Raw genomic sequence first — 24,574 nt, forward strand, 5'->3', positions numbered from 1 at the left:
TCCTGGCCTCGCTTTCGGGAAACCTTCCCTCCTCTTGCTTCCCGCCGATGTCGTGCCCCCCTGTAACCGTTCGCTGCGAGGTCGTTTTTCGCAGTGGCAACAGTCAAGGAGGTCGCATGAACGCTACGACCCTTACTTCGCCTTCCCTGCAGCGTGTTTCCGCGCTGGTGATGGTGGTTTTCCAAAAATTGCTGATGGCTGCCGGCGTGGTTTTCATTGCCGGGGTGATCGGCATCCAGAGCGGATTCATCGGCCCCGACGTGCCCTTGATCCAGAAATTGTGGCCGGCCGAAGAAGTGCTGGTCGACGAAGTCGATGTGGTCGAGGCTGATGAAGATGCCTCTGCCGAGGTGCTGGCGCCGCGTCTGCGTGGTGCCATGGACTACGTGACCCGCCGCTACAAGGTCTCCACCGAGGCGGTGCAGCCCATTTTCGCGACGGCGCAGGCCATCGGTCGGGAACTGCACATCGACCCGCTGCTGATCATCGCCGTCATTGGCGTCGAGTCGGGGTTCAACCCCTTCTCGCAAAGCGTCTTTGGCGCCCAAGGGCTGATGCAGGTGGTGCCGCGCTTCCATCAGGACAAGCTGCCGGAGGAGAGTGCTTCCTTCCTCGATCCGGTTACCAATGTCCAGATCGGGGCGCGGGTGCTGAAAGAGTCCATTCGCCGGCAGGGTGGCCTGGAAGAAGGCTTGCAGCAATTCGGCGGTGCCCTCGGCGATGCCGGCCGGCGTTATGCCGGCAAGGTGCTGGCCGAGCGTCAGCGTCTGGAGCAGGCGGCACAGCGTTTGCGCGCTGCCTGATACCCCGTCGGTCGCGGGAACTCCTTCGGCGCAGCAAGGTCGGAGCAGCATCCCCACGATACGTAGAGCCATGGAGCAAGCCCAACTGTCCGTAGCCACCCTGGCAGGTGGCTGTTTCTGGTGCCTGGAGGCTGCCTTCGAGCAACTCGAGGGCGTTGTGTCCGTATTGCCCGGCTACATGGGCGGCCATGATCCACGTCCGAACTACGAGGCGGTTTGTCGCGGCGATACCGGGCATGCCGAAGTGGTGCAGCTCCGTTTCGATCCGGCCATCATCGATTACGAAACCCTGCTGACGGCGTTTTTCACCATTCACGACCCGACGACCTTGAATCGGCAAGGCCACGATGTCGGCACCCAGTATCGTTCGGCCATCTACTTCCACGACGAGGGGCAGCGGGCGACGGCCGAGGTCCTGATCGCCCGCCTGAACGCCGAAGGCATCTGGTCGGCGCCTGTCGTGACCGAGGTGACAGCGGCGACGACCTTCTTCCAGGCCGAGGAATACCATCACCAGTATTTCCGCCGCAACCCCAATCAGGGCTATTGCGTGGCGGTTGTCGGACCCAAGGCGGCCAAGCTGCGCAAGGCCTTCGCCGATCGCCTCAAGGCAGGCTGATCCGGGGCCGCACTGAGGCGGCTTCGGGTCGGTCTGCTGACCACGCTGGTGCGGAAATTATTCGGGACGACTCTTTTTGGTGCGACGCAGCAATTCCCAGCTGGCGATCAGTGCAAGCGGTGAAAAGGCCCCGGCCGTGACGCCCAGGAAGATTTCGGTCAGTCCGCCGTCCATGATGTGTGCTCCTGCAGAGGGTTGATGCCTTCCTCTCTGCATGGAGCGTGCCAGCAAACAATTTCTAGCGTCTGCGCACCAGTCCGGCCAGCAGCAACAAGGCGATCAGGGCGATGGCCGGCCAATCTCCCAGCCGGCCGTACGGCGTCATGCCGCCATGGGCCCGGATGCTGCCATTCAGCACGCCGGTCGTGAACGGCGGCAGGGCGGCCTGCACGGTGCCGTCCGGGGTGACGATGGCGGTCATGCCAGTGTTGGTGGCGCGCAACATCGGGCGGCCGGTTTCCAGGGCGCGCATGCGGGCGATCTGCAGGTGTTGCGGCTGGGCCAGCGAATCGCCGAACCACGCGGTGTTCGACAGGTTGGCCAGGATGCCCGCCTCGGGCAGGGCGCGGATGATCTCGCTGCCGAAAACGTCCTCGTAGCAGATGTTGGCCGCCACCTGCTGTCCGGCAACGGCCAGCGGCGCCTGCTTTTCCGGGCCGCGCGAGAAGGACGAGGCCGGGATGTTGGCGTAGGCCATGAACCACGCGAAGCCGGGCGGGATGAATTCGCCGTAGGGCACCAGGTGGCTCTTGCTATAAGCCTGCAGCGGCGAGGCGCCGAGACTGACGGCGCTGTTGTAATAGGCGTTGCCGTCGCCCGTCAGCGTGCCGAAGATGACGTCGCCGTTCTGGCGGCCGGCCAGCGACTTCAGCGCGTCGATGTAGGCTTCCGGCAACTGCTCGAGGAAGACCGGGAAGGCGGTTTCCGGCAGGAGCGTCAATTGCGCCGGATTGGCCTCGATCAGTTCGCGATAGAGGTTCAGGGTGCGGACGAAGGCCTCGGGCCGGAACTTCATTTCCTGCGGGATGTTGCCCTGGATCAGTGCGACGCTGACCGGTTCGCCTTGGGGCGTCGTCCATTCGATCTGGCGCAGGGCGAATCCGGCGCTGGCCAGCACGGCCAGCATCGGCAAGCCGATCCGCCAGCGCAGCAACAGGGCGCCGCTCAACGCAAGCAGCGCCGACAGCCCGAATACGCCAAGCAGCGGGGCAAAGCCGGCCAGCGGGCTGGGCGGTGTCTGCGAATAGCCGATGGCCAGCCATGGAAAGCCGGTGAACAGCCAGCTGCGTATCCAGTCGCCGGCGGCGAGCAGGCCCGCGAAGAGGGCTGCCTGTTGCCAGAAACCGGCCGGCTGCCAGCGCTTGAAGACCCAGCCGGCGGCCATCGGAAACAGCGCCATGACCGTGCAGAACAGAAAGGCCGCCGGCCCGGCCAGCCACCACGGCATGCCGCCGAATACGGACAGGCTGACATAGACCCAAGACACGCCGCACAGGAAGAAGCCGAGCCCGAAGGCAAGCCCGGTCAGCCACCCCTGGCGGGGTGATTCGGCGCGCCGCAGCAGGGCGAAGAAACCTGCCCAGACGGCCGGTGCCAGCCAGAACAGTTCGAGCGGGGCGAAACACAGCACGCCCGCCGCGCCCAACAGGGCGGCCAGGGCAAGGCGTGCCGGCGACCGCTCAGGCAGTCTCGTCAGCACCGGTCTGCGGCTTGGGTGGATCGACGAGCAGGGTGTACAGCCGGCGGCTGTCGGCACGCAGTACCTGGAAGCGCATGCCGTCGATGTCGACGACCTCGTTGCGTTTGGGGACGCGGCCAAGATGGCGCAGCACCAGCCCGCCGACGGTGTCGAACTCGTCGTCGGAGAAGGTCGTCGAGAAGGCTTCGTTGAAGTCTTCGATCTCCGTGCGCGCCTTGACACGGTAACGGCCGGTCGAGTCCTGGCGGATGTTGTCGTGCGCTTCGTCGAAGTCGTATTCGTCCTCGATGTCGCCGACGATCTGTTCCAGCACATCCTCGATGGTGACCAGGCCGGCGACGCCGCCGTATTCGTTGACCACGATGGCCATGTGGTTGCGCGACACGCGGAATTCGCGCAGCAGCACGTTCAGGCGCTTCGATTCCGGAATGAAGACGGCCGGGCGCAGCCAGTCGCGCAGGTCGAAGCTCTCTTCGGTATGGATGCGCAGCAGGTCCTTGGCGAGCAGGATGCCGAGCACGTTGTCGCGGTCACCATCGACGACCGGAAAGCGCGAGTGGGCGGCCTCGATGACGGTCTTGACGATCTCGTCCATCGGATCGTCGACGTCGATGACGTCCATCTGGGCTCGCGGGATCATCACGTCGGTGACGCGGGTGTCGGAGGCGGCCAGCGCGCCTTCAATGATGGTCAGCGCATCGGCGTCCATCAGGTTGCGCTCGTAGGCCGAGTGCAGGATTTCAAGCAGCTGCTCGCGATCTTCGGGTTCGCGCAGCAGCAGGGAAGTCAGTCGTTCGATGAAACTCGGTTTACTGTCACTGTCCATATTTTTCAGGCGGCGTACGGGTCGGGATAGCCCAACGCGGCGAGGATTTCCTTTTCTTCGTTTTCCATGGCGTCGGCATCATCGTCATTGTCATGATCCCAGCCTTGCAAATGCAGCATACCATGCACCGTCAGGTGGGCGTAATGCGCCGCCAGCGGCTTGTTCTGCTCGGCCGCCTCGCGTGCCACGACACTCGGGCAGATGACCAGGTCGCCCTGTGTTACCGGTTCGACTTCATAGGGGAAGGACAGCACGTTGGTTGCGTAATCCTTGCCGCGGTACTCGTTGTTCAAGGCCTGGCCTTCTTCGGCATCGACCAGGCGGATCGTCACTTCGCCGCCGCCGACCAGCGCAGCGCGGGCCCAGCGCACGAAATCCGCCCGCAAGGGTAGGCCCTCGCGGTTACAGGCATATTGCACGGACAGGTTAAGCCGATTGCTGGCGTTTTTCATAGGCGTCGACGATGCGGGCGACCAGCGGGTGGCGCACCACATCTTCCTTCTTGAACTGGGTGAAGGCGATGCCGCGCACGTCGCGCAGCACCTCGATGGCCTCCTTGAGGCCGCTCTTGTGCCCCTTGGGCAGGTCGATCTGCGTCACGTCGCCGGTCACCACGGCCTTGGCGCCGATACCGATACGGGTGAGGAACATCTTCATCTGTTCCGGCGTCGTGTTCTGCGCTTCGTCGAGAATGATGAAGGCGTGGTTCAGCGTGCGGCCGCGCATGAAGGCGAGCGGGGCGATCTCGATGGCGCGCTTTTCGTACAGCTTGGCGACGCGGTCGGCGCCCATCAGGTCGTACAGCGCGTCGTATAGCGGGCGCAGGTAGGGGTCGATCTTCTGCGTCAGATCGCCAGGCAGAAAACCGAGGCGCTCGCCAGCTTCGACCGCCGGGCGGGTCAGGATGATGCGCTCGACCAAGTCACGCTCGAAGGCATCGACGGCGCTGGCGACGGCCAAGTAGGTTTTGCCGGTGCCGGCCGGGCCGATGCCGAAGGTGATGTCGTGTTCCTGGATCTGCTTCAGATACTCGACCTGGCGCGGCGTGCGGCCGTGCAATTCGGTCTTGCGGGTAACCAGTTGCGGCCCGTCCACCGGCCCTTCTGCGCTTCGCGAGATGCGGCGTACCGGAGCGTTGAGGAATTCGATCAGGCCGAGCTGGATTTCATCGACCGACAGCGGTTCGCGCGACAGGGCATAGAAGTGGCGGAGGGCATCCGCCGTCAGTTGCGCCTTTTCGCCGGTGATCGAGATACGTTCATTGCGGCGACGGATGATCACGTCGAAACCGGTTTCGATCTGCCGGATGTTCTCGTCGAGCGGACCGCACAGGTTGGCCAGCAAGGTGTTGTCGACCGGCGCGAGGGCGAACTCGACCGGTCTTTGTTTCGGGGCTGGCTTAACCTTCGCTGATGACAATTTCGCCTCGCAGGCTGTGCGGCAACGCTTCGGTGATGCGAACGTCGGCAAAGGTGTTGATCAGGCGCGGATTGCCGGCGAAATTGACGATGCGGTTATTGTCCGTGCGGCCGGCCAGTTCATTGGCATCCTTCTTCGACGTGCCTTCGATCAGGACGCGCTGCACGCTGCCGACCATCGATTTGCTGACGGCTTGCGCCAGTTCGTCGATGCGCTTCTGCAGGCGTGACAGGCGGGCCGACTTGACCTCGGCTGGCGTGTTGTCCTCCAGTTCCAGCGCCGGCGTGCCGGGGCGCGGGCTGTAGATGAAGGAGAACGAGGCGTCGAACTCGACGTCGTCGATCAGCTTCATGGTCTTCTCGAAATCCTCGTCCGTTTCGCCCGGGAAGCCGACGATGAAGTCGGTGGACATCGAGATGTCCGGCCGCGCGGCACGCAACTTGCGGATGATGGACTTGTATTCGAGCGTCGTGTAACCGCGCTTCATGGCCGCCAGCACGCGGTCGGAACCAGCCTGCACCGGCAGGTGCAGGTGCGACACCAGCTTCGGCACCTTGGCGTAGGTGTCGATCAGTCGCTGCGACATTTCGCGCGGATGTGAGGTAGTGTAGCGAATGCGCTCGATCCCTGGGACTTCGGCGATGTACTCGATGAGCATCGCGAGGTCGGCCTTCTCGTCGGTACCTTCCATGTCGCCACGGTAGGCATTGACGTTCTGGCCGAGCAGGGTCACTTCGCCGACGCCATGGGCGGCCAGGTCGGCCACTTCAGTCAGCACGTCGGTGAATGGACGCGATACCTCGCCACCACGGGTGTAGGGCACGATGCAGAAGGTGCAGAACTTGGAACAACCTTCCATGATCGACACGAAGGCGGTGGCGCCCTTTACTTCGGCCGGCGGCATGGCGTCGAACTTCTCGATCTCCGGGAAGGAGACGTCCACGGCTGCCTTGCCCTTTTCTTTGCGTTCGGCAATGAGCTGCGGCAGGCGATGCAGGGTCTGCGGGCCGAAGACGATATCGACGTAAGGCGCGCGGGCGACAATGGCGTCACCCTCCTGGCTGGCGACGCAACCGCCGACGCCGATGACCAGGTTCGGGTTCTGTTGTTTCAGGTGCTTGACCCGGCCCAGGTCGTGGAAAACCTTCTCCTGCGCTTTTTCGCGCACGGAGCAGGTGTTGAACAGGATGATGTCGGCTTCTTCGGGGTTGTCGGTTTTGACGACGCCTTCGGAGGCGTTGAGCACGTCGGCCATCTTGTCCGAATCGTACTCGTTCATCTGGCACCCGAAAGTGCGGATGAAAAGCTTCTTGGTCATGGAAATGCTTTGAAAATCAGTGGGTGCCGCTTGGGCAAGCCGGCCGCAGAAAAGTTGCGCATTATAACGCGGTTGACCATCCATCCGTCGCCCCTCTATAATTCGCGCCCTCCAAGTGTGGTGATGTAGCTCAGACGGTTAGAGCGATGGATTCATAACCCATAGGTCGGCAGTTCGATTCTGCCCATCACCACCAAAGCATACATAAACTCCTGTTATTATGAGAAACCCTCAGAATAACAGGAGTTTTTTTGCTCATGGGTGTGGCTCAAACTGTGGCTCAGAAAGAGTCCAAAATGCCCAAGTATGTTGAGCGCCGCGGCAATGTATTCTGCTTCCGCAGACGTGCCCCTTCCCCCCTCAAGCCTGGCGATACGATTTACCTGGATGACCGAAAAGAATCGGTTCACGCCAATGGCTATGTTCGTTTTTCCCTGGAAACCTCTGACGTCAAGGTCGCCGGCCAACTGGCGCGCAAGTACGCCCACCTTCTCGATGAAGCCGCCAAGGATGCCGCGGCCGGTGTGTTCAGGCCCAAAATGAAGGACTGGGCACCGGCTAAGCCGCTGGAGCCCGGGGCGCCAACGCCGGAAGAAATACGCTTCGCCGCAGAGTCGATGTATGTGAGTCTTCTCGGGACTGATGAGCTCGTCTTCAATAGCAGCCTGCAGAGGGCATTCGACCAGGCTTTCAGTGGCGCAGCGCCAGCAGACGAGGACGATGAAGAGCGTCAGTCTGACCGGCATCATTGGTCCGCTTCCGATTTGCCTCCACTGACACCGCAAGGCCAGGCAAAACTCATTAAGGACTGGATTGGTCCGATTACGTTTGCGCTCTACCAGCACACCGGCAAAACCATCACTGACCCAGGGCCAGCACTTCTCCCGTTCGCTGATGCTATTCGGCGCTTCGTAATCGCTATGGAAAAGCGGCGTGTTGAAGCGCATGTCCCAACCCCTGTACAACCCCACAAAGGTGAAATCTGGACGTGGCAACAAGCGCTTGAGTACAGCTTTGACCAACGGCCGAATTTGAGTGAGGCGAGCCGTGCAAACTATCGGATTGCTTGGAATAGTCTCGCTGAGTCGGCCAAAGGCACACCTGCCGGATTGACGAAGGCTGCAGTCGTTGCCTGGCGGGATGGGATGTTTAAGAACCTGGCGCGACGGACGGCAAAAAGTCGACTGACTCAAGCCGGGTCTATCTGGCGGGAGAGTTTAATCAACGCCAAGATTCCTCCAGGGGTAGCCGACCCATTCGTGGGCCTGCAGGTTCGTGTTGATGATAGTAAGGTGGGTACATCAAGGGAAGAGTTCAGCATCGACGAGCTTAAAAAGCTGTTTGGTGCCCCGCCTGTTAGCACAGAGCGTGCTGTAAGCGTTCAGGCTGGCTATTGGCTTCCATTGCTTGCGTTGTTCCACGGTTCTCGTCTGGAAGAGATTGCCGGGCTTGAAGTTCGAGACATCGAGGATTGGGGTGACTCGCTCGTTATGCATATCCGTGAGAACTCCATTCGAGAGAAGTTAAAGCATCGAAAACTCTCTGAGCGTTCAACCCCTATTCACCCGAAACTGATTGAATTGGGCTTCAAGGATTATGTCGAGGCAGCACGCGCGTCCGGGTTAGAGCGCTTATTCCCATGCTTCTCGCGCGGCGCCACATTCGGCGAGGCGTTTGTGGCGCATGCAAAGCAGTTGTTGTCACCGGCTGAAGGGCGTCTTGTTGGCATGCACTGTTTTAGACATTGCTGGGAAACGGCGCGCCGCAACGGTCGATTGGACACCTCGGCCGCTCAGTACATTACTGGAAGAAAGATGGAAAGGGGCTCGTCGGCTGATTACGGTAGCAATGCAGACCGGGGAGTCAGAGATACCGACGCCGCAAATTTCGCACAAGGCCACTTTATGGGCCGCGGGCAGGTCAACGGCGAGACCGAAATCATCGGTGCAAGCGCCGGAGGCCGTGTCTGGTCAAATGGAAAACTCTCAATTCCCGACATCCTGGACTGGATGCGTGCGCTACATGAACGTATAACCGCTGACCAGGTAAGCATCGGTCGGTCAGGCCTAGACCTGTTGTCATACGGGGAAACGCTTCTGAAAATTCCTGCCTCCACATGCATGGCTGACTGGCCTAAGGCTGCTTACAGGGACAATCCTTTGGTGCTCATTGGTGAAGGGGATGGTCTTGTTAGGACATGCTTATTGGACCTCGAAGTAACGGACATTGTCGTAAATGCGGATGGCGCCTCAATGACTTTTCGAATTGGTGAGGGCGGAAATAGTCAGCGAATTAGATACCGATTAAATCAAAGTCCGCACTACACGACTCTAGACGATGCACCACTTAGCCGACTGGCTGGGGCTGGCAGTGTGCGTCGGCATCGGGCAGAGCAAGACATTGGCGAAGCTGGCCAATCACGCTGCCAAGAAGAATCTGGCGGGTGCCAATGGGGTGTGCGACTTAACCACGATGACGCTTGCAGCACTGGATGAGCTATTCGAGCGCATCGAAGTCGGTGAGGTCTGGGGCATCGGGCGAAAGATAAATGCTGGGCTTGAAGCGATTGGCATTCGTACCGTTCGGCAACTACGAGATGCCGACGCGGAACTGATGCGGACCAAGTTCTCTGTTGTCGTTGAACGGACAGTACGCGAGCTGCGTGGTGTGTCCTGCCTGGAGCTACAGGAGGTGGTGCCCGGGAAGCAGCAAATCATGTCGAGCCGGTCGTTCGGCCAACTGGTCTATGAGTTGTCGGAGCTTGAGGAGGCGGTTGCCAATTACGTTGCGAAAGCGGCTGAGAAGTTGCGTGCGCAGGATTCACTGGCCGGCGCTGTTCAGGTCTACATACGAACGAACGTGTTCAAGCCCGAGGTGCCCCAATATCAACGAGCCGTCACGGTACCGCTTCCTGAGGCGAGTTCAGATACGAGAGTGCTCATGGGGCGTGTGGCGCTTGGGTCATATTTGCATGCAAGGGAGTAAGTGCAGTGATGCACGCGGTCAGGGAGCATGGTCGTGATAACCCCATCCTCATTGATACTGACGTAAGCGCCCTGGCACGGGATGAGTACTCGATGTCGATTTACCTTGGGGCTGCTTGCCAGTAGGTCAAGTTTTAAGGTTTCCCACGCTTGGCGAGCCGTGCTGCGGGAAAGGGAATCTGGCACCCGGCGTTTAATCCAGGCCAAGGTGGCTGCTTCGCCATATTTGTCCGAGATGAGCATCCAGTTGTTGCCGTTCCAGGTATAGATGACCTCGTTGATGCAAATGTACATCTCGTCGTCATTCATCGTTTTTAGGAAGTTCTGCATGTCGAGTTTTGTGCTCATGGTTTTCTTTCAATTCTTTGGTTGCTTGATTGTTGGGTGGGGCAGGGACACTGGTCGGCACCGGCCCGCGAAGTGGTTTTCGGCTGGCGCAGACGCGCCGAAGCCTGGCTGGCAGATAGCCGGCCAAAGGTGTTGCTAAATGCCGCAATCGAATGCGGCGAACATCGGAACATCGGAACAAGTGCGGAACACGCACAGCGAACGCGATGTAAAGCAAATCCGAGTTGTTAAAGAACAAGCACTGGAAAGGAAGAAAGTCGAACCAGAACGGCTTGACTGAATTGGTTCTGATGAACCAATAACTCCCGAACAGCGCTGACCAATCCCAAAGGGCGTAGTAATCCCATTGGCAGTAATGCCTTTGGGTAGTCAGCAGCTCGTGGCCATGGGCTGTACGAGAGTGAAGGTTGAGCCTTGCGCTCAGCTAGATTTGGGAATTTATCGCCGCGCGACATTTTTGTCAATAATGTTCAAATTATCACAAATATAACGGGCGTGTATGCCTGCTGGCGGATGTTCGGAATTAACGTCCGCTGATGCCTTGAGCTGCTCCCTGGTTGCCCTAGAGTCGGCAGGCTGACGAAGTGCTAACAGCTTGACTCCAAAGAGGCAGAATCGAACAGGTGACAACCAAAAACTGCTTGTATTTGGTGTTTTTTTTTAAAGTCTGTATAATGCGCCCCGGTAAGTTGGAGGTGTTTGAGTCATGGCTCTAGGGGTTGTGGCTCAAATTTAGGTTGGAATTGTGGCTCATGAGCTTTGTGAGCCAAAAATAGTGCCTTGTTTTCATTAGTTTTTCGATTCAAGCCCTGATTCTGCCCATCACCACCAGCAATACATGCGAAAGCCCAACCCTAACCGGTTGGGCTTTTTGCTTTCTGGTCCATTTCTGGTCCAGTACCGCCCTGTTTGCTGCCCTTCCGGCTCCCTTGCGTATGCCTATTGTGTATGCCAATTTTCTATTGGCGTCTGTTGCTGAAGGTGAAACAATCTCGCTATTGATCTTGGGAGGGATGCATGAGCAGGAAGGTAACTGTCAATTTATTCGAGGTGTCGAGAACAGAAGGTACGCAACCATTAAGCGCTACCCTCGACGAATTCGCCGCCTTGACCTTGGATCAACGGCTTCGGACGGATGTGCGTCTTGAGCATATCGACAAGCATCCACCAGACACTGTTCTCCCTTTCGTGGTGTATCTGCTGAATTTTGCAAAGGCGCGGGAAATTGGACCTGGCAAAATGGCAGCAGACCACCCTGTCTCCGATGTCGGGCTCAGCCCGGATGAACTATTCGGCGAGGAAACCGCAGCCCTTTATATCCCAGCAAAAAACTGGATTCTGGTCTTGAACAACCACTATGGAATTGGTCCAAGCAGAATGGCGACCTACTTCAATGCACTAGATCCGGGCAGTGACAGACACTTTTTCTACACTATCGCCCCAAAGATAGATCAGTCTGCCCTCGAAAAAATGCAAGCTATGCCTAACTTTGCCGAGGTCGAGATCACCGCAAATGTCGGTGCTTTTGAAACGGGCGAGATGGTTGGTGAGTCTGTGTATGAGGCAACTAGTGGCGTTGGTGCGCAACGCTTGAGTCTGAAACTATGTGCTAATGAGGCCCATAAAAAGGGGCACGTACTGAATCTTCAGAATATTCGTGGCTTTATTGATCGAGTGTTGGCAAGGAGTGATGACGTATCGGTACTGAAGGTCAAGTCTGCTGATCAGGCGGCTACTGATCAGGATAGAGTCATCAATCTGATTGAACACAAAATCAAGTTAAGGTATTCCGATAGCGCTCTGCAGGTATTCAACCATCGTTACACCTTGGCGTCCAAAATTAACTTATTGCGCCAATCCTGTAGGTATTGGCTCGATACGTTGACTTAAATAATGATCAGCAAACTAACCATCGAGCGGTTTGCCCCATATGTTGTGGGTTCAATCGCTGCTTTTATATGGTGGTTTAACGACCTATCGATTCCCGCCGCTTTTGCGAAAGAGCTCTTGTCAGCAGTAATTTCTGCGGCATCGGTCTGTGCGGGCTTCCTGACTACTGCATTGTCAATATTAATGACGCTGGGGTCGAGCGCAATCGGGAGGCAAATTGAGAGACGCAATAAGACCTCTCTGTTGTTCGGATATCTTCGAAATGCGATATACAGTTGCCTTTTGTTAGCAGCTGCTTGCGTCGCTTCTTATTTCTGGATAGAGGAAAACACGGGTATACCAACCCTTGCTTCGACCGTTTTGATTGGGATTTCACTATTCAGTATTGCTTCAATTGTGCGGATTATTGAAATTCTGATCCGTATATTTCAAGCCATGTCATCATCGTCGAATGGCGCTGGATAGTCGCCACAACATCAAATTTCTCAGTCCAACGCAGCCATATGCAAATCACATTGCTTTTTGTCGATGAGGATACGCTCTGAAATTAACCAGTGCTGCCGGCTAGCTGTTGCTTGTGCTTGGTCTCGAATTCCTTGCGTAGTTCCCGGCGCAGCTGAGCCCCCTGATAGCGACGGATATCGTCCGGGGTCTTGGGTTCGAGCGGCGGGACCGGGGTGGTCTGGCCGTTGTCGCCAACTGCCACCATTGTGAAAAAGCAGCTATTGGCGTGGCGGACGACCTGGTCGCGGATGCTTTCGGCCAGGACCTTGACGCCGATTTCCATCGAGGTGTTGCCGGTGTAATTCACCGAGGCGAGGAAGGTCACCAGTTCGCCGACGTGGATGGGCTGGCGGAACATGACCTGGTCGACCGACAGCGTGACGACGTACTGACTGGCGTAGCGGCTGGCGCAGGCGTAGGCAACCTGATCGAGCAGCTTGAGGATGGTGCCGCCATGGACGTTGCCGGAAAAATTGGCCATGTCCGGTGTCATCAGCACGGTCATGGCGAGTTGGTGTTTTGGTAAGTCCATTTTGCGGTTTCCGAAAGAAAAACGGCCAGGGACGGGTTGCCGTCGCTGGCCGTAGTTTAAGACATGGGCGAATCAGGCCGGAGCCGAGCTGCGGATCAGGTGGTCGAAGGCCGACAGCGAGGCGGTGGCGCCCGCACCCATGGCGATGACGATCTGCTTGTAAGGCACGGTCGTGCAGTCGCCGGCGGCGAAGACGCCGGGAACCGAGGTGTGACCCTTGGCATCGATCTCGATTTCGCCGAAGCGGCTCAGGTCGACCGTTCCCTTCAGCCAGTCGGTATTGGGCAGCAGGCCGATCTGGACGAAGATGCCTTCCAGCTCAACGAACTTGACCTCCTCGCTGTTCCGGTCCTTGTAGACAATGCCGTTTACCTTCTGGCCGTCGCCGGTCACTTCGGTCGTTTGGGCCGACTTGATGACCGTGACGTTGGGCAGGCTGTACAGTTTTTTCTGCAGGACGGCATCGGCGCGCAGGGTGTCGGCGAATTCGAGCAGGGTGACGTGGGCAACGATGCCGGCCAGGTCGATTGCCGCCTCGACGCCCGAGTTGCCGCCGCCGATGACCGCGACGCGCTTGCCCTTGAACAACGGGCCGTCGCAATGCGGGCAGAAGCAGACGCCCTTGGCCTTGTATTCCTTTTCGCCGGGCACGTTCATTTCGCGCCAGCGGGCGCCGGTAGCGAGGATGACGGACTTGCTCTTCAGCGTGGCGCCATTTTCCAGTTCCACTTCGATCAGTTCGCCCGGGGTCAGCTTGGCGGCGCGCTGCAGGTTCATGACGTCGACTTCATAGTCCTTGACGTGCTGTTCCAGCGCGGCGACCAGCTTGGGGCCTTCGGTGTGGCTGACCGAGATGAAGTTCTCGATGCCCAGCGTATCCATGACCTGGCCGCCGAAGCGTTCGGCGACGATGCCGGTGCGGATGCCCTTGCGGGCCGCGTAGATGGCGGCCGCGGCGCCGGCCGGGCCGCCGCCGACGACGAGCACATCGAAGGCGTCCTTTTTGCCCAGTTCTTCGGCTGCACGGGCGGCTGCCCCGGTGTCGACCTTGGCGAGGATTTCCTCGATGAGCATGCGCCCGGCGCCGAATTCGGCACCGTTCAGGTAGGTGGTCGGCACGGCCATGATCTGGCGGGCGTTCACTTCGTCCTGGAACATCGCGCCGTCGATCATCGTGCTCGTCACGCCGGGGTTGAGGACGGCCATCAGGTTGAGCGCCTGCACGACATCCGGGCAGTTGTGGCAGGACAGCGAGATGTAGGTTTCGAAGTCGAAGCTGCCGGGCAGTGCCTTGATCTGGTCGATGACCGACTGCTCGACTTTGGGCGGATGACCGCCGGTCTGCAGCAGGGCGAGGACGAGCGAGGTGAATTCATGCCCCATCGGGATGCCGGCAAAGTGGATGCGCGGCGCTTCGCCGGGCAGGCCGATGGCGAAGGAGGGACGGCGGGCGGCGTTGCCGTTCTCGCGCAGGCTGACCTTGGCGGAGAGGCTGGCGATATCGACCAGCAGGTCGCGCATTTCGCGGGCCTTGGCGCTGTCGTCGAAAGAGGCGACGAGTTCGATCGGGCGTTGGAGTTTTTCGAGATAGGCCGACAACTGGGCCTTGATGTTGGCGTCAAGCATGGTTTTTCTCCCTTTGCTGAATTTCACTGCAATGGCCCGCAGGTCGGGGCATTGCAGTGAAATCCCGCCGCCGGGGGGCGGCGGGTTTCTTTATTTCTTTGAATCTCTGTTGGCGGTTGGATGATTAGATCTTGCCGACCAGGTCCAGCGACGGTGCCAGGGTCTTTTCGCCTTCCTTCCACTTGGCCGGGCACACTTCGTTCGGGTGGCTGGCGGTGTATTGGGCGGCCTTCAGTTTGCGCAGGGTTTCGGAGACGTCGCGGGCGATTTCGTTGGAGTGGATTTCAACGGTCTTGATCACGCCGTCCGGGTTGATGACGAAGGTGCCGCGCAGGGCTAGGCCTTCTTCAGGGATGTGCACGCCGAAGGCGTTGGTCAGGGCATGCGTCGGGTCACCGACGAGCGGGAACTGGGCCTTGCCGACGGCCGGCGAGGTTTCGTGCCAGACCTTGTGCGAGAAATGGGTGTCGGTGGTGACGATGTACACCTCGGCGCCGGCCTTCTGGAACTCGGCGTAGTTGTTGGCGGCATCCTCGATTTCGGTCGGGCAGTTGAAGGTGAAGGCGGCCGGCATGAAGATCATGACGGACCACTTGCCCTTCAGGCTGGCGTCGGTGACTTCGATGAACTTGCCGTTGTGGAAAGCCTGGGCCTTGAACGGTTGAACCTGGGTGTTGATGAGCGACATTGCGTTTCTCCTTGCTTGGGTTTGGGTGCGTTGCTACGTTTGGGACAGAACGAATCTTAGGTAAACCTCCAGCATTGATCCAATTGATTGCTTCAATGTTGGTGATAGCGTTTGAGAATTGCCCGGGGAGAGAAGTTCGCTTCGCGGCATAGTTCAAAAGCACTAGATTTGTTTGGTCGTTGGTATTAGTGTGAGTCTTTCGTCCGGGTGGAATTGACTCAAATCAAGTGAATAGCCCTACTATTCAGAGAGATTACGCCCCGTGGCAGCAGAGGCTGCCGTCTGCATTTCAGGAGCTTGTCCAACATGAATATTTCCAGTGCCATTCTGCACATTGCACCGGCCCGTTTGGCGGAGGCGCGCGAAGCACTGCTGGCGCTTTCGGGGCTGGAAATTCATGCCGAATCTCCAGAGGGAAAAATGGTCGTCGTGCTCGAAGATGACGATCTGGAATCGGCTGCCAATAAATATGTAGCCCTGCATGGTGTTCCCGGCGTCGCAACGGTGGCCATGGTTTATCAGTACAGCGACGACGAATCAGTAGAAACCGAGGAGGTACAGGCGTGAAACTCAATCGACGCGATTTCATCAAGGCCAATGCGGCCGCGGCGGCCATGTCGGCAGCCGGGATGGCCGCTCCGGGAACGGTGCTGGCGCAGGGTAAGGACGATATCCGCTGGGACAAGGCAGCCTGCCGCTTCTGCGGCACCGGCTGCGGCGTGCTGGTCGGTACCCAGGAGGGCCGTGTGGTGGCCACCCAGGGTGACCCGGATGCACCGGTCAACCGAGGCCTGAACTGTATCAAGGGTTATTTCCTGTCCAAGATCATGTACGGCTCGGACCGCGTCAAGACGCCGCTGCTGCGCATGAAGGACGGCAAGTACGACAAGAACGGCGATTTCATGCCGATCTCCTGGAAGCAGGCCTTCGACATCATGGAAGAGAAGTGCAAGGCAACGCTTAAGGCCAAGGGGCCGAACGGCATCGCCATGTTCGGCTCGGGCCAATGGACGGTCTGGGAAGGCTATGCAGCAGCCAAGCTGTGGAAGGCCGGCTTCCGCTCCAACAACCTCGACCCCAACGCCCGTCACTGCATGGCTTCCGCCGTGGCCGGCTTCATGCGTACCTTCGGCATCGACGAGCCGATGGGTTGCTATGACGATATCGAGCACGGCGACGCCTTCTTCCTGTGGGGCTCGAACATGGCCGAGATGCATCCGATTCTCTGGACGCGCATCACCGACCGCAAGCTGTCGAACAAGAACGTCAAGGTGGGTGTCCTGTCCACCTTCGAACACCGCTCGTTCGAGTTGGCCGACATCCCGATGGTGTTCAAGCCGAATACCGATCTGGCGATCCTCAATTTCATCTGCCACCATATCATTTCGACCGGCAAGGTGAACCAGGACTTCGTCAGCAAGCACGTCAAGTTCAAGAAAGGTGAAGCCGATATCGGTTTCGGCCTGCGTCCGAACCACGAGCTGGAAAAGAAGGCGACCAATAACGGTTATCCGGGTGAAGATGGCAAGCCGAAGGGCAATCCGGGCAAGGCCGACGACATGACTTTCGACGACTTCAAGAAGTATGTCGCCGACTATCCGGCCGACAAGGTCGCCAAGATCTCCGGTGTTCCGGCCAAGGACCTGATCGCCATGGCCGAGCTGTACGCCGACCCGAAGGTCAAGTGCGTGTCCTTCTGGACCATGGGCTTCAACCAGCATACGCGCGGCACCTGGGTCAATAACATGATCTACAACGTGCACCTGCTGGTCGGCAAGATTTCCGAGCCGGGCAACAGCCCGTTCTCGCTGACCGGCCAGCCGTCCGCCTGCGGCACGGCGCGCGAAGTCGGTACCTTCGCCCACCGCCTGCCGGCCGACATGGTCGTCACCAATCCGGAGCACCGCAAGCACACCGAGGAACTCTGGCAACTGCCGGATGGCACCATTCCCGACAAGATCGGTTTGCACGCCGTGGCCATGGCGCGCGCCCTGAAGGACGGCAAGGTCAATTTCTACTGGCAGCAGTGCAACAACAACATGCAGGCCGGTCCGAACATCAACCAGGAGCTGTATCCGGGGTGGCGCAATCCGGATAACTTCATCGTCGTCTCCGATCCGTACCCGACGGTTTCGGCCATGGCCGCCGACCTCATCCTGCCGACTGCCATGTGGGTTGAAAAGGAAGGTGCCTACGGCAACGCCGAGCGCCGCACCCAGATGTGGCGCCAGCAGGTCAAGGCGCCGGGCGAAGCCCGTTCCGACCTTTGGCAGGTCATGGAGTTCGCCAAGCGTTTCAAGATGGAAGAAGTCTGGCCGGCCGAACTGCTCGCCAAGGCACCCAAGCTCAAGGGCAAGACCTTGTTCGACGCCCTGTTCGCCAACGGGACGGTCAACAAGTTCCCGGTCAAGGACACCCAGGCTGGTTTCGACAACGACGAATCCAAGCACTTCGGCTTCTATGTCCAGAAGGGCCTGTTCGAGGAATATGCGGCCTTCGGTCGCGGCCACGGTCACGATCTGGCACCGTTCGACACCTACCACAAGGCGCGCGGTCTGCGCTGGCCGGTGGTCGAAGGCAAGGAAACGCTGTGGCGCTTCCGCGAAGGCTACGATCCGTATGTCAAGAAGGGCGAAGGCGTCAAATTCTACGGGCACAAGGATGGCAAGGCGATCATCTTTGCCTTGCCGTATCAGGACCCCCCGGAAATGCCGGACAAGGAGTACAACCTGTGGCTGTCCACCGGTCGGGTGCTGGAGCATTGGCACACCGGTTCGATGACCCGTCGCGTGCCGGAACTCTACAAGTCCTTCCCGGATGCCGTGGTCTTCATGCACCCGGACGATGCCCGGGACCGTGGCCTGCAGCGCGGCATGGAGGTCAAGATCGCCTCCCGTCGCGGTGAGGTGGTCATGCGTGTCGAAACGCGCGGTCGCAACAAGCCGCCGCGTGGCCTGGTCTTCATTCCGTTCTTCGATGCCGGTCGCCTGGTCAACAAGCTGACGCTGGATGCGACCTGTCCGATTTCCAAGGAAACGGACTACAAGAAGTGCGCGGTCAAGGTGACCAAGGCCTGATGCCTGAAACGACAATAACGAACAGCGACCGGCGGCATCTGCCGGTCGCCACTCGGAGGTGAAAAGATGAAATTGATTACCACTCTGGCCTTGGCCGCCGGCATCGCCCTGGGCGGCATCGGCATGGCCAGCGCACAGGAACTGGTCAACGAAATTGGCGGCGTGACGATCGAGGGCAACTCCAAGGTCAACATGTTCAAGCCCGAGAAGGATCAGTCCAATATCCAGCGCAACTTCCAGAAGCAGCCGCCGCTGATCCCGCACAGCATCAAGGGTTACAACATCACGCAGAACTTCAACAAGTGCATGGACTGCCACTCCAAGGAGCGTGCCGAGGAAACCGGCGCCACCAAGGTCGCCAAGTCGCACTACCTCGATCGGGAGGACAACAAGTTGAAGAACATCTCGCCGCGCCGCTATTTCTGCATGCAGTGCCACGTGCCGCAGTACGACGCCAGGCCGCTGGTCGAGAATACCTATAAACCAGCCGCCAAGAAGGGGGAATGATGAGTCTCGAAAAATACATGCCCGCCTGGGTCAAGCGTATCGGCCTGGTCAGTGTCCTGTTGATTTTCCTCGCCGGTATCGTGTTCTGGGGGGGCTTCAACTGGGCTCTGGAGGCAACCAACAAGGAATCCTTCTGTATCTCCTGTCACGAAATGGAAGAAAACGTATTCCGGGAATATCAGAATACGGTGCATTACACCAATCGGACCGGCGTGCGCGCAACCTGCCCGGATTGCCACGTACCCAAGGAATGGGGCCCGAAGATGATCCGCAAGATCCAGGCTTCCAACGAAGTCCTGCACAAGATCCTTGGTACCATCGATACGCCGGAGAAGTTCAACAAGAAGCGTCATGAGCTGGCGCAGCATGAATGGGACCGCATGAAGGCCAGCGATTCCCGCGAATGCCGCAACTGCCACAACTATTCGTACATGGACTACACCGAGCAGGGCGACCGTCCGGCCCGCATGCACCCGAAGGCATTCGACGAAGGCAAGACCTGTATCGACTGTCACAAGGGTATTGCTCACCAGTTGCCGCAGATCGACCAGCATATCGGCAAGCAGAACGAAGGTGCACTGGAGATTTCGCACGGCGAGAAGCCGAAGGCTGCCGAAGAGGCTTCCGAGAAAAAGTAAGCTTCAGCGCAAGGGCATAAAGGGAACCCCGGTCTCAAGCCGGGGTTCTTGTTTTAGATAGCCCGATATGACGTATCCAAATTACAAAAATTCACGCCGGAACCTCTATAAACCCGCACCGGGACAACACTTATTCAAAAAGGTGTGCTACTTTTACCGTGCTGCCGTCAAGACGGCCAGTTTTCTTAAACGTTAGTAGGTAACAGGAGGCACTTAGATGAATAAATCCGAGCTGGTCGAAGTTGCTGCAAAAGAAGCTGGTATCACCAAGGCTGCTGCTGACAAGGCGTTGTCCGCCATCATCGGCGCAGTGGTCAAGACCGTATCCAAGGGCGAGTCTGTTACGCTCGTGGGTTTCGGGACCTTCAAGTCCGCAAAGCGCGCAGCGCGCACCGGCAAGAATCCGAAAACCGGTGCCACGCTCAAGATTCCCGCTACCACGGTGCCGAAATTTACAGCGGGTACGGCTTTCAAGGCTTCCGTTGCTGCCAAAAAAACTGCAGCCAAGAAAAAGTAATCTCGGTGTTTTTCAAATGCGGGGTTCGCCGATGGTGGGCTCCGCTTTTTAATTTCCAATGAACGATTCCAATCCTGAAAACCTTCCCGAAGACATCCCGGATAGCCAGCCCGTCGTAACGCCGCCGCTTGATTTGCGGCGTCGCCTCCGTGAATTGCTATCAGTTCCAGAGCGTGATCGCACCGACGAGCAATGGGACGAAATCATCGAGCTGGAAATCCAGCTTGCGCCAGGTAACCGTGTCTCCGGCAATGAATCGCATGGCGGTGGTGCGCCGGGGCGTGGCAACGCCCAGCACGGCAAGCAGGGTGCTGGAGGTGGCGGTGGTGGTGGCGGTCAGCAGCAGAAAAAGCATCGGCCGCGCGCCAACAATAATCGCCGGCCGCGTCAAAACAAGCCGCAGTCCGGTGGTGGCGGCAATCCTGCCTGAATCGCTTGTTTCATTCTCCTGAACCGGCATAATTGCCGACATGCAGCAGTTTGATCTGATCATTGTTGGCGGCGGACTTGCCGGGGCGAGTCTGGCGCTAGCCCTGCGCGATACCCGATTGCGTATTGCGCTGGTGGAAAGCCAGCCGCCGAAGCGTCCGGATGGCTGGGACGCTCGTATTTATGCGATCAGTCCGGCGAATATCGAATTTTTGAGCCGCATAGGCGCCTGGCGCCATCTCGACGCTTCTCGTATTGCGCCCATACGGGCGATGGAGGTTTTTGGCGACAGTGGCGGCAAACTCGGATTTTCGGCGTACGAAACCGGCGTGCCGGAATTGGGAAGCATCCTGGAATCTTCGCTGATGGCTTGCGAGTTTTGGGAGAGTGCCAAGCGGCAGAGCAATCTGGCGCTTTTCTGTCCTGCTCGTTCCGAGGCAGTCGAGTTTCGCCACGATGCCGCCGTATTGCGACTGAGCGACGGAACCTTGCTTGCGGCGCCCTTACTGGTGGGGGCCGATGGGCGCGATTCATGGGTTCGCGAGTCGGCCAGTTTGTCGGCAATCAATACGCCGTACGGTGAAAAGGGTGTGGTTGCCAATTTCGTCACCGAGAAACCGCATCGTAACTGCGCCTATCAATGGTTCAGGGATGATGGCGTGCTGGCATATCTGCCGCTGCCGGGAAACCATATATCGATTGTCTGGTCTACGCCCGATGCTCATGCTGACGAGTTGTGTGCCCTCGAACCCGGTCGCTTCTGCGAGCGTGTTGCCGAGGCGGGAAGCCAGACCCTCGGAGGCCTGCAGTTGCTAACGCCGCCTGCCGCCTTTGCGTTACGTCTGATGCGGGTGCCTCAGACGGTGGCGCCGCGTCTGGCGCTGGTTGGCGATGCGGCGCACGGTATTCATCCGCTTTCCGGGCATGGCATCAACCTCGGTTTTCAGGATGCGAGCACGCTGGCCTCACTGCTGTCGGCTGCGCAGCCTTGGCAGGATATCGGCGAAATGAGATTCTTGCAGCGCTATCAGCGGGCCCGGCGTGAGGAAACGCTGTTGATGCAGTCCACCACGGACGGACTGCGCCGCCTGTTCCGCGGCTCTTCTCCTGGCATGAGGCCTTTGCGCAATTGGGGCCTGACGCTTATGGATGGCCTTCCGTTTATCAAGAACGCGCTGGCGCGCTATGCGCTGGGCGGGATTTAGGAGCTTTCATGTTGAAGTCGATATTGTCCCTGTCGTTGGCCATGGCCTGCGCTTCGTTTGCCATGGCCGATGAGGCGGATATTCGGAAAGTCATGGAAGCCAAGCTTGGCACGAAGGTGGAGGGTGTGGCGAAGTCGGGCTATCTCGGGCTTTACGAGGTGTATGCGGATGGCACGATTTTCTACACCGACGAAAAGGTTTCCGCCATTGTGGTCGGCGGGCAGCTGATCGATGCGAAGACCATGAAGAACGTGACCGACGAGCGCATGCGGAAGCTGACGGCGATCCGTTTCGGCGACTTGCCGCTGGAGCGTGCCATCAAACAGGTCCGGGGTGATGGAAAGCGGGTTCTCGCTACCTTCGAGGATCCCAATTGCGGTTATTGCAAACGCCTAGCCAAGGAACTGCAGAAGCTCGACAACGTCACGGTCTATACCTTCCTGCTGCCTATTCTCTCCGAAGATTCCGTGCGCAAGTCGCGACAGATCTGGTGCGCACCGGACCGGGCAAAGGCCTGGAATGACTGGATGGTCGATGGCAAGGCGCCGGCCGGGCGCGAGGACTGCGACACGTCGGCGATTACCAAGAATCAGGATTTTGGTCGCAAGCTGAACATTTCCGGGACGCCCACCTTGTTCTTTGGCGACGGGGAGCGCATTCCGGGGGCTGTCCCCCTGGCGCGAATCGAGCAGAAGCTGAATCAGGTCAAGTAAGCATGCAGCACTGCCACACATTCAAGGAGACGTGTGGCAAGGGGTTGCCGGGCCGGTTCGGAGATCGTGCCTGATGGAAAGAGAAGCCTTCGGCCAGTTTTTGCTGCGGGCTTATCGCTCATCCAGCTTCCGGCTGATTCTTTTTTGCATCCTCACTTGGCTGGGGGTGGCTTCCCTGGTTTTTTTCCTGCTTCATGAGGGGCGGCAGCAGATCGAGCGCAAGGCCGAGATCGAGGTGCTGGGCGTTTCTGCCATCCTCGAGGCTCGCTTGTCCGGCGTATTCCAGCGCGTTCAATCCGATCTGGAGCAGCTGGCCGCAACCCTGCCGGCGGAGGCTTATGCGCCAAGCGCCGCGCCGGCTTCCCGAGGGGATGTCATCCGGACGCTGCGCATGCATTCCCGGCGCTTTTCCGAAGTGGCCGGGTTTCGTGTGCTCGACGCGAATGGCGTCTTGGTTTTCGACTCCAGAGGGGCAGCGGCAGGGAATAGCTTCGCTCAGCGAGACTACTTCAGGGTTTTTGACCGGGGAGGTGGAAACGAGCTTTTCTTTTCCGAGGTACACACTGATCCATTGCTGGGGCATTGGGTGCTCGGGGTGTCGGTCGCCGTTCGTCGCGATGGCGGAAATCTGGCGGGCGTGATTGTCGCGCTCCTCGATCTGTCCCATCTTTCATCGTGGTTTGAAAGTGTCGCCGTTGGGGAGCGGGGCGTCGTGTCGTTGCGCCGGCTCGAGAACGGTGAAGTGCTGTTGCGGCGGCCATTCTTGCCGGAACAGGCCAACAAGCCGCTGCCGGCCGATCCCTTGCAAAGGCAGGTGGAGTCGGGCGGGCGCTCGGGTTTCGTGCGTTTCCATGGGGTGACGGACGGGGTTGAACGGGTTTTCAGCTATCGCCGACTTGCCGACTATCCCTTGTATGTGGCGGCCGGGCTGGCGACAGAGGACTATCTTGTGGAGTGGCGTCGTACCCGGCTTTTTGGATGTCTGGCGGGGTTGGTGCTGTTCCTGGCCTTGGCCTTGTTACTGACGCGTGTTCTCAAGGCGGGAGGGCGAGAGGCGGAGACGGCAGGCCGGTTGCGCGAAAGCGAGGCACGCTATCGCATGCTGGCTGAAAACAGTCATGACGTCATCTGGACAGTCGATATTCCCTCACGCAGCTATACCTATGTCAGTCCGTCGGTTGGCGGAATGACCGGCTTTGCGCCGGAGGAACTGGTTGGTCAGCCCTTCGACGTACGCCTGACGCAGGAGTCTGCGCTACGCCTGGCGCGTGAGATCGATCTCCGCCTGCGCCGCATCGCTTCGGGGGACCGGGCGGCCAGCGTGGTGGTGAGCGAATTCGAGCTGGTTTGCAAGGATGGTGCGCAGATATCCACCGAAGTGGTATCGAGCTATCTGCTGGATGCGGATGGCGTGGCGAGAACGATTCTGGGGATCACCCGCAATATCAGCGAACGCAAGGCCGCCGAGCATGCGCTGAAAGAAAGCAACCGTCAGCTGCATGCCCGTATCGAGGAAATCGGTCGGTTGCAGGTCGCCCTTCAGGAATTGGCTGTTCGTGACAGTCTCACGGGGCTGTATAACCGTCGCTATCTCGACGAAACGCTGGACCGCGAAGTGTCGCGGGCACGGCGTGAAGGCAATCCCTTGTCGCTGGTCATGCTCGATATCGACTACTTCAAGCGGGTCAACGATACCTACGGTCATCAGGTGGGCGATGAGGTCCTGCGTACGCTCGCCGCGACGTTGTCGGCCGACATCCGGGCCGAGGACGTGCCTTGCCGCTACGGCGGTGAGGAGTTCCTCATCCTGCTGCCCAACATGCCGCTCGAGACGGCGATGATGCGTGCCGAGGCGTGGCGGGCGGCTGTCGAGAGACTGTCGATCGCGCATGGTAATTTCCAGCTGACCTTTAGCATTTCGCTCGGCGTCGCTGCCTATCCCGACCATGGCAAGACCCCTGACGAACTGACGCGCTGCGCCGACCGGGCGCTTTACCAGGCCAAGCACGACGGCCGTAACCGGGTCTCCGTCCACAGCCTCTGATCGACGCCCGGCAGCCTCGGCGCGTTGCGCCCGGGTGATTCCACATACCCCACTATTTACCACGCCAGCATGCTGGACGTGGTGGTCTTTTGACTTCGATCAACTCCTGATAAGTCACTTTAACAGTCCATTTTCTACTATTGATTTTTAAGGGAAAATTTTTCAAAAAATGGCTATCAAAACACTCC

Annotated in this window: 23 protein-coding genes and 1 tRNA gene; 15 read left to right on the forward strand and 9 right to left on the reverse strand. The window is 58.9% G+C overall.

Annotated elements, in window-relative coordinates; translation table 11 throughout:
- Nucleotides 1-116: 116 nt before the first annotated feature.
- Together F1002_RS00765 and msrA are read left to right on the forward strand one after the other, a co-directional pair.
- Complete coding sequence (locus F1002_RS00765) at nt 117-803, forward strand: transglycosylase SLT domain-containing protein (protein ID WP_150427126.1); 687 nt, start codon at nt 117-119, stop codon at nt 801-803.
- Between the two features lie 70 nt (nt 804-873).
- Nucleotides 874-1,422, forward strand: a complete 549-nt coding sequence (gene msrA / locus F1002_RS00770; RefSeq protein WP_150427127.1) for a peptide-methionine (S)-S-oxide reductase MsrA — start codon at nt 874-876, stop codon at nt 1,420-1,422.
- A gap of 238 nt (nt 1,423-1,660) precedes the next feature.
- Here the strand turns inward: msrA and lnt are convergent, their stop codons facing one another.
- From lnt to miaB, 5 genes are read right to left on the reverse strand one after another with little or no spacing between them, the layout of a single operon-like run.
- A complete protein-coding gene (gene lnt / locus F1002_RS00775) occupies nt 1,661-3,121 on the reverse strand; it encodes an apolipoprotein N-acyltransferase (RefSeq protein WP_150427128.1) in 1,461 nt (486 codons plus the stop codon).
- Nucleotides 3,102-3,947: an HlyC/CorC family transporter gene (locus tag F1002_RS00780; RefSeq protein ID WP_150427129.1), complete on the reverse strand. Its 846-nt coding sequence runs from the start codon at nt 3,945-3,947 to the stop codon at nt 3,102-3,104. The genes lnt and F1002_RS00780 overlap by 20 nt, the downstream gene beginning before the upstream one ends.
- Nucleotides 3,948-3,952: 5 nt before the next feature.
- Nucleotides 3,953-4,318 carry an rRNA maturation RNase YbeY gene (gene ybeY / locus F1002_RS00785; protein WP_370452081.1) on the reverse strand — a complete coding sequence of 122 codons (366 nt, stop codon included), beginning with the start codon at nt 4,316-4,318 and terminating at the stop codon, nt 3,953-3,955.
- A gap of 55 nt (nt 4,319-4,373) precedes the next feature.
- Nucleotides 4,374-5,366, reverse strand: coding sequence for a PhoH family protein (locus F1002_RS00790; RefSeq protein WP_150427131.1), 993 nt, complete (start codon nt 5,364-5,366; stop codon nt 4,374-4,376).
- A complete protein-coding gene (miaB, locus tag F1002_RS00795; protein ID WP_150427132.1) occupies nt 5,347-6,684 on the reverse strand; it encodes a tRNA (N6-isopentenyl adenosine(37)-C2)-methylthiotransferase MiaB in 1,338 nt (445 codons plus the stop codon). The genes F1002_RS00790 and miaB overlap by 20 nt, the downstream gene beginning before the upstream one ends.
- Before the next feature lie 119 nt (nt 6,685-6,803).
- Between miaB and F1002_RS00800 the strand changes: the two genes are divergently transcribed.
- From F1002_RS00800 to F1002_RS00815, 5 genes are all read left to right on the forward strand, one after another.
- Nucleotides 6,804-6,880, forward strand: a tRNA-Met gene (locus F1002_RS00800).
- 100 nt (nt 6,881-6,980) lie between these two features.
- Entirely contained in the window at nt 6,981-9,179 is a 2,199-nt protein-coding gene (locus tag F1002_RS21120; protein WP_223879408.1) for a hypothetical protein, read from the forward strand.
- Nucleotides 9,157-9,669 carry a hypothetical protein gene (locus F1002_RS00805; protein ID WP_223879409.1) on the forward strand — a complete coding sequence of 171 codons (513 nt, stop codon included), beginning with the start codon at nt 9,157-9,159 and terminating at the stop codon, nt 9,667-9,669. Before F1002_RS21120 ends, F1002_RS00805 begins: the two co-directional genes overlap by 23 nt.
- A 1,364-nt stretch (nt 9,670-11,033) precedes the next feature.
- Complete coding sequence (locus tag F1002_RS00810) at nt 11,034-11,906, forward strand: DUF6731 family protein (RefSeq protein ID WP_150427134.1); 873 nt, start codon at nt 11,034-11,036, stop codon at nt 11,904-11,906.
- A 3-nt stretch (nt 11,907-11,909) separates the two neighbouring features.
- Nucleotides 11,910-12,371, forward strand: coding sequence for a hypothetical protein (locus F1002_RS00815; protein ID WP_150427135.1), 462 nt, complete (start codon nt 11,910-11,912; stop codon nt 12,369-12,371).
- A gap of 82 nt (nt 12,372-12,453) precedes the next feature.
- Here the strand turns inward: F1002_RS00815 and F1002_RS00820 are convergent, their stop codons facing one another.
- The 3 genes from F1002_RS00820 to ahpC all read right to left on the reverse strand — a co-directional run bounded on the left by F1002_RS00820 (nt 12,454) and on the right by ahpC (nt 15,256).
- A complete protein-coding gene (locus tag F1002_RS00820) occupies nt 12,454-12,942 on the reverse strand; it encodes an acyl-CoA thioesterase (protein WP_150427136.1) in 489 nt (162 codons plus the stop codon).
- A 72-nt stretch (nt 12,943-13,014) separates the two neighbouring features.
- Nucleotides 13,015-14,568, reverse strand: coding sequence for an alkyl hydroperoxide reductase subunit F (gene ahpF, locus F1002_RS00825; RefSeq protein WP_150427137.1), 1,554 nt, complete (start codon nt 14,566-14,568; stop codon nt 13,015-13,017).
- Nucleotides 14,569-14,692: 124 nt separating this feature from the next.
- On the reverse strand, nt 14,693-15,256 hold the full coding sequence (gene ahpC, locus F1002_RS00830; RefSeq protein WP_150427138.1) for an alkyl hydroperoxide reductase subunit C: 564 nt from the start codon (nt 15,254-15,256) through the stop codon (nt 14,693-14,695).
- Nucleotides 15,257-15,562: 306 nt separating this feature from the next.
- Between ahpC and F1002_RS00835 the strand changes: the two genes are divergently transcribed.
- The 5 genes from F1002_RS00835 to F1002_RS00855 all read left to right on the forward strand — a co-directional run bounded on the left by F1002_RS00835 (nt 15,563) and on the right by F1002_RS00855 (nt 19,995).
- On the forward strand, nt 15,563-15,823 hold the full coding sequence (locus tag F1002_RS00835; RefSeq protein ID WP_150427139.1) for a chaperone NapD: 261 nt from the start codon (nt 15,563-15,565) through the stop codon (nt 15,821-15,823).
- Nucleotides 15,820-18,333 (forward strand): nitrate reductase catalytic subunit NapA, encoded by a 2,514-nt coding sequence (gene napA / locus F1002_RS00840; protein ID WP_150427140.1) that lies wholly within the window; start codon nt 15,820-15,822, stop codon nt 18,331-18,333. The genes F1002_RS00835 and napA overlap by 4 nt, the downstream gene beginning before the upstream one ends.
- 66 nt (nt 18,334-18,399) lie before the next feature.
- Complete coding sequence (locus F1002_RS00845; RefSeq protein ID WP_150427141.1) at nt 18,400-18,840, forward strand: nitrate reductase cytochrome c-type subunit; 441 nt, start codon at nt 18,400-18,402, stop codon at nt 18,838-18,840.
- Nucleotides 18,837-19,478, forward strand: a complete 642-nt coding sequence (locus F1002_RS00850; RefSeq protein WP_370452082.1) for a NapC/NirT family cytochrome c — start codon at nt 18,837-18,839, stop codon at nt 19,476-19,478. Before F1002_RS00845 ends, F1002_RS00850 begins: the two co-directional genes overlap by 4 nt.
- 217 nt (nt 19,479-19,695) lie before the next feature.
- Nucleotides 19,696-19,995 (forward strand): HU family DNA-binding protein, encoded by a 300-nt coding sequence (locus F1002_RS00855; RefSeq protein ID WP_150427142.1) that lies wholly within the window; start codon nt 19,696-19,698, stop codon nt 19,993-19,995.
- A 160-nt stretch (nt 19,996-20,155) separates the two neighbouring features.
- Here the strand turns inward: F1002_RS00855 and F1002_RS00860 are convergent, their stop codons facing one another.
- The gene (locus tag F1002_RS00860; protein WP_150427143.1) at nt 20,156-20,467 is read right to left on the reverse strand and encodes a hypothetical protein; all 312 of its coding nucleotides are present in this window, start codon (nt 20,465-20,467) and stop codon (nt 20,156-20,158) included.
- Between F1002_RS00860 and F1002_RS00865 the strand changes: the two genes are divergently transcribed.
- The 3 genes from F1002_RS00865 (at nt 20,466) to F1002_RS00875 (ending at nt 24,386) form a co-directional block, all read left to right on the forward strand.
- Nucleotides 20,466-21,629, forward strand: a complete 1,164-nt coding sequence (locus F1002_RS00865; protein ID WP_150427144.1) for a UbiH/UbiF family hydroxylase — start codon at nt 20,466-20,468, stop codon at nt 21,627-21,629. The genes F1002_RS00860 and F1002_RS00865 overlap by 2 nt on opposite strands.
- A gap of 8 nt (nt 21,630-21,637) precedes the next feature.
- Nucleotides 21,638-22,342 (forward strand): DsbC family protein, encoded by a 705-nt coding sequence (locus tag F1002_RS00870; protein ID WP_150427145.1) that lies wholly within the window; start codon nt 21,638-21,640, stop codon nt 22,340-22,342.
- 73 nt (nt 22,343-22,415) lie between these two features.
- On the forward strand, nt 22,416-24,386 hold the full coding sequence (locus tag F1002_RS00875; RefSeq protein ID WP_150427146.1) for a diguanylate cyclase: 1,971 nt from the start codon (nt 22,416-22,418) through the stop codon (nt 24,384-24,386).
- Nucleotides 24,387-24,574: the final 188 nt, after the last annotated feature.

The organism is Dechloromonas sp. CZR5 (assembly GCF_008711155.1).
Taxonomy (GTDB): domain Bacteria; phylum Pseudomonadota; class Gammaproteobacteria; order Burkholderiales; family Rhodocyclaceae; genus Azonexus.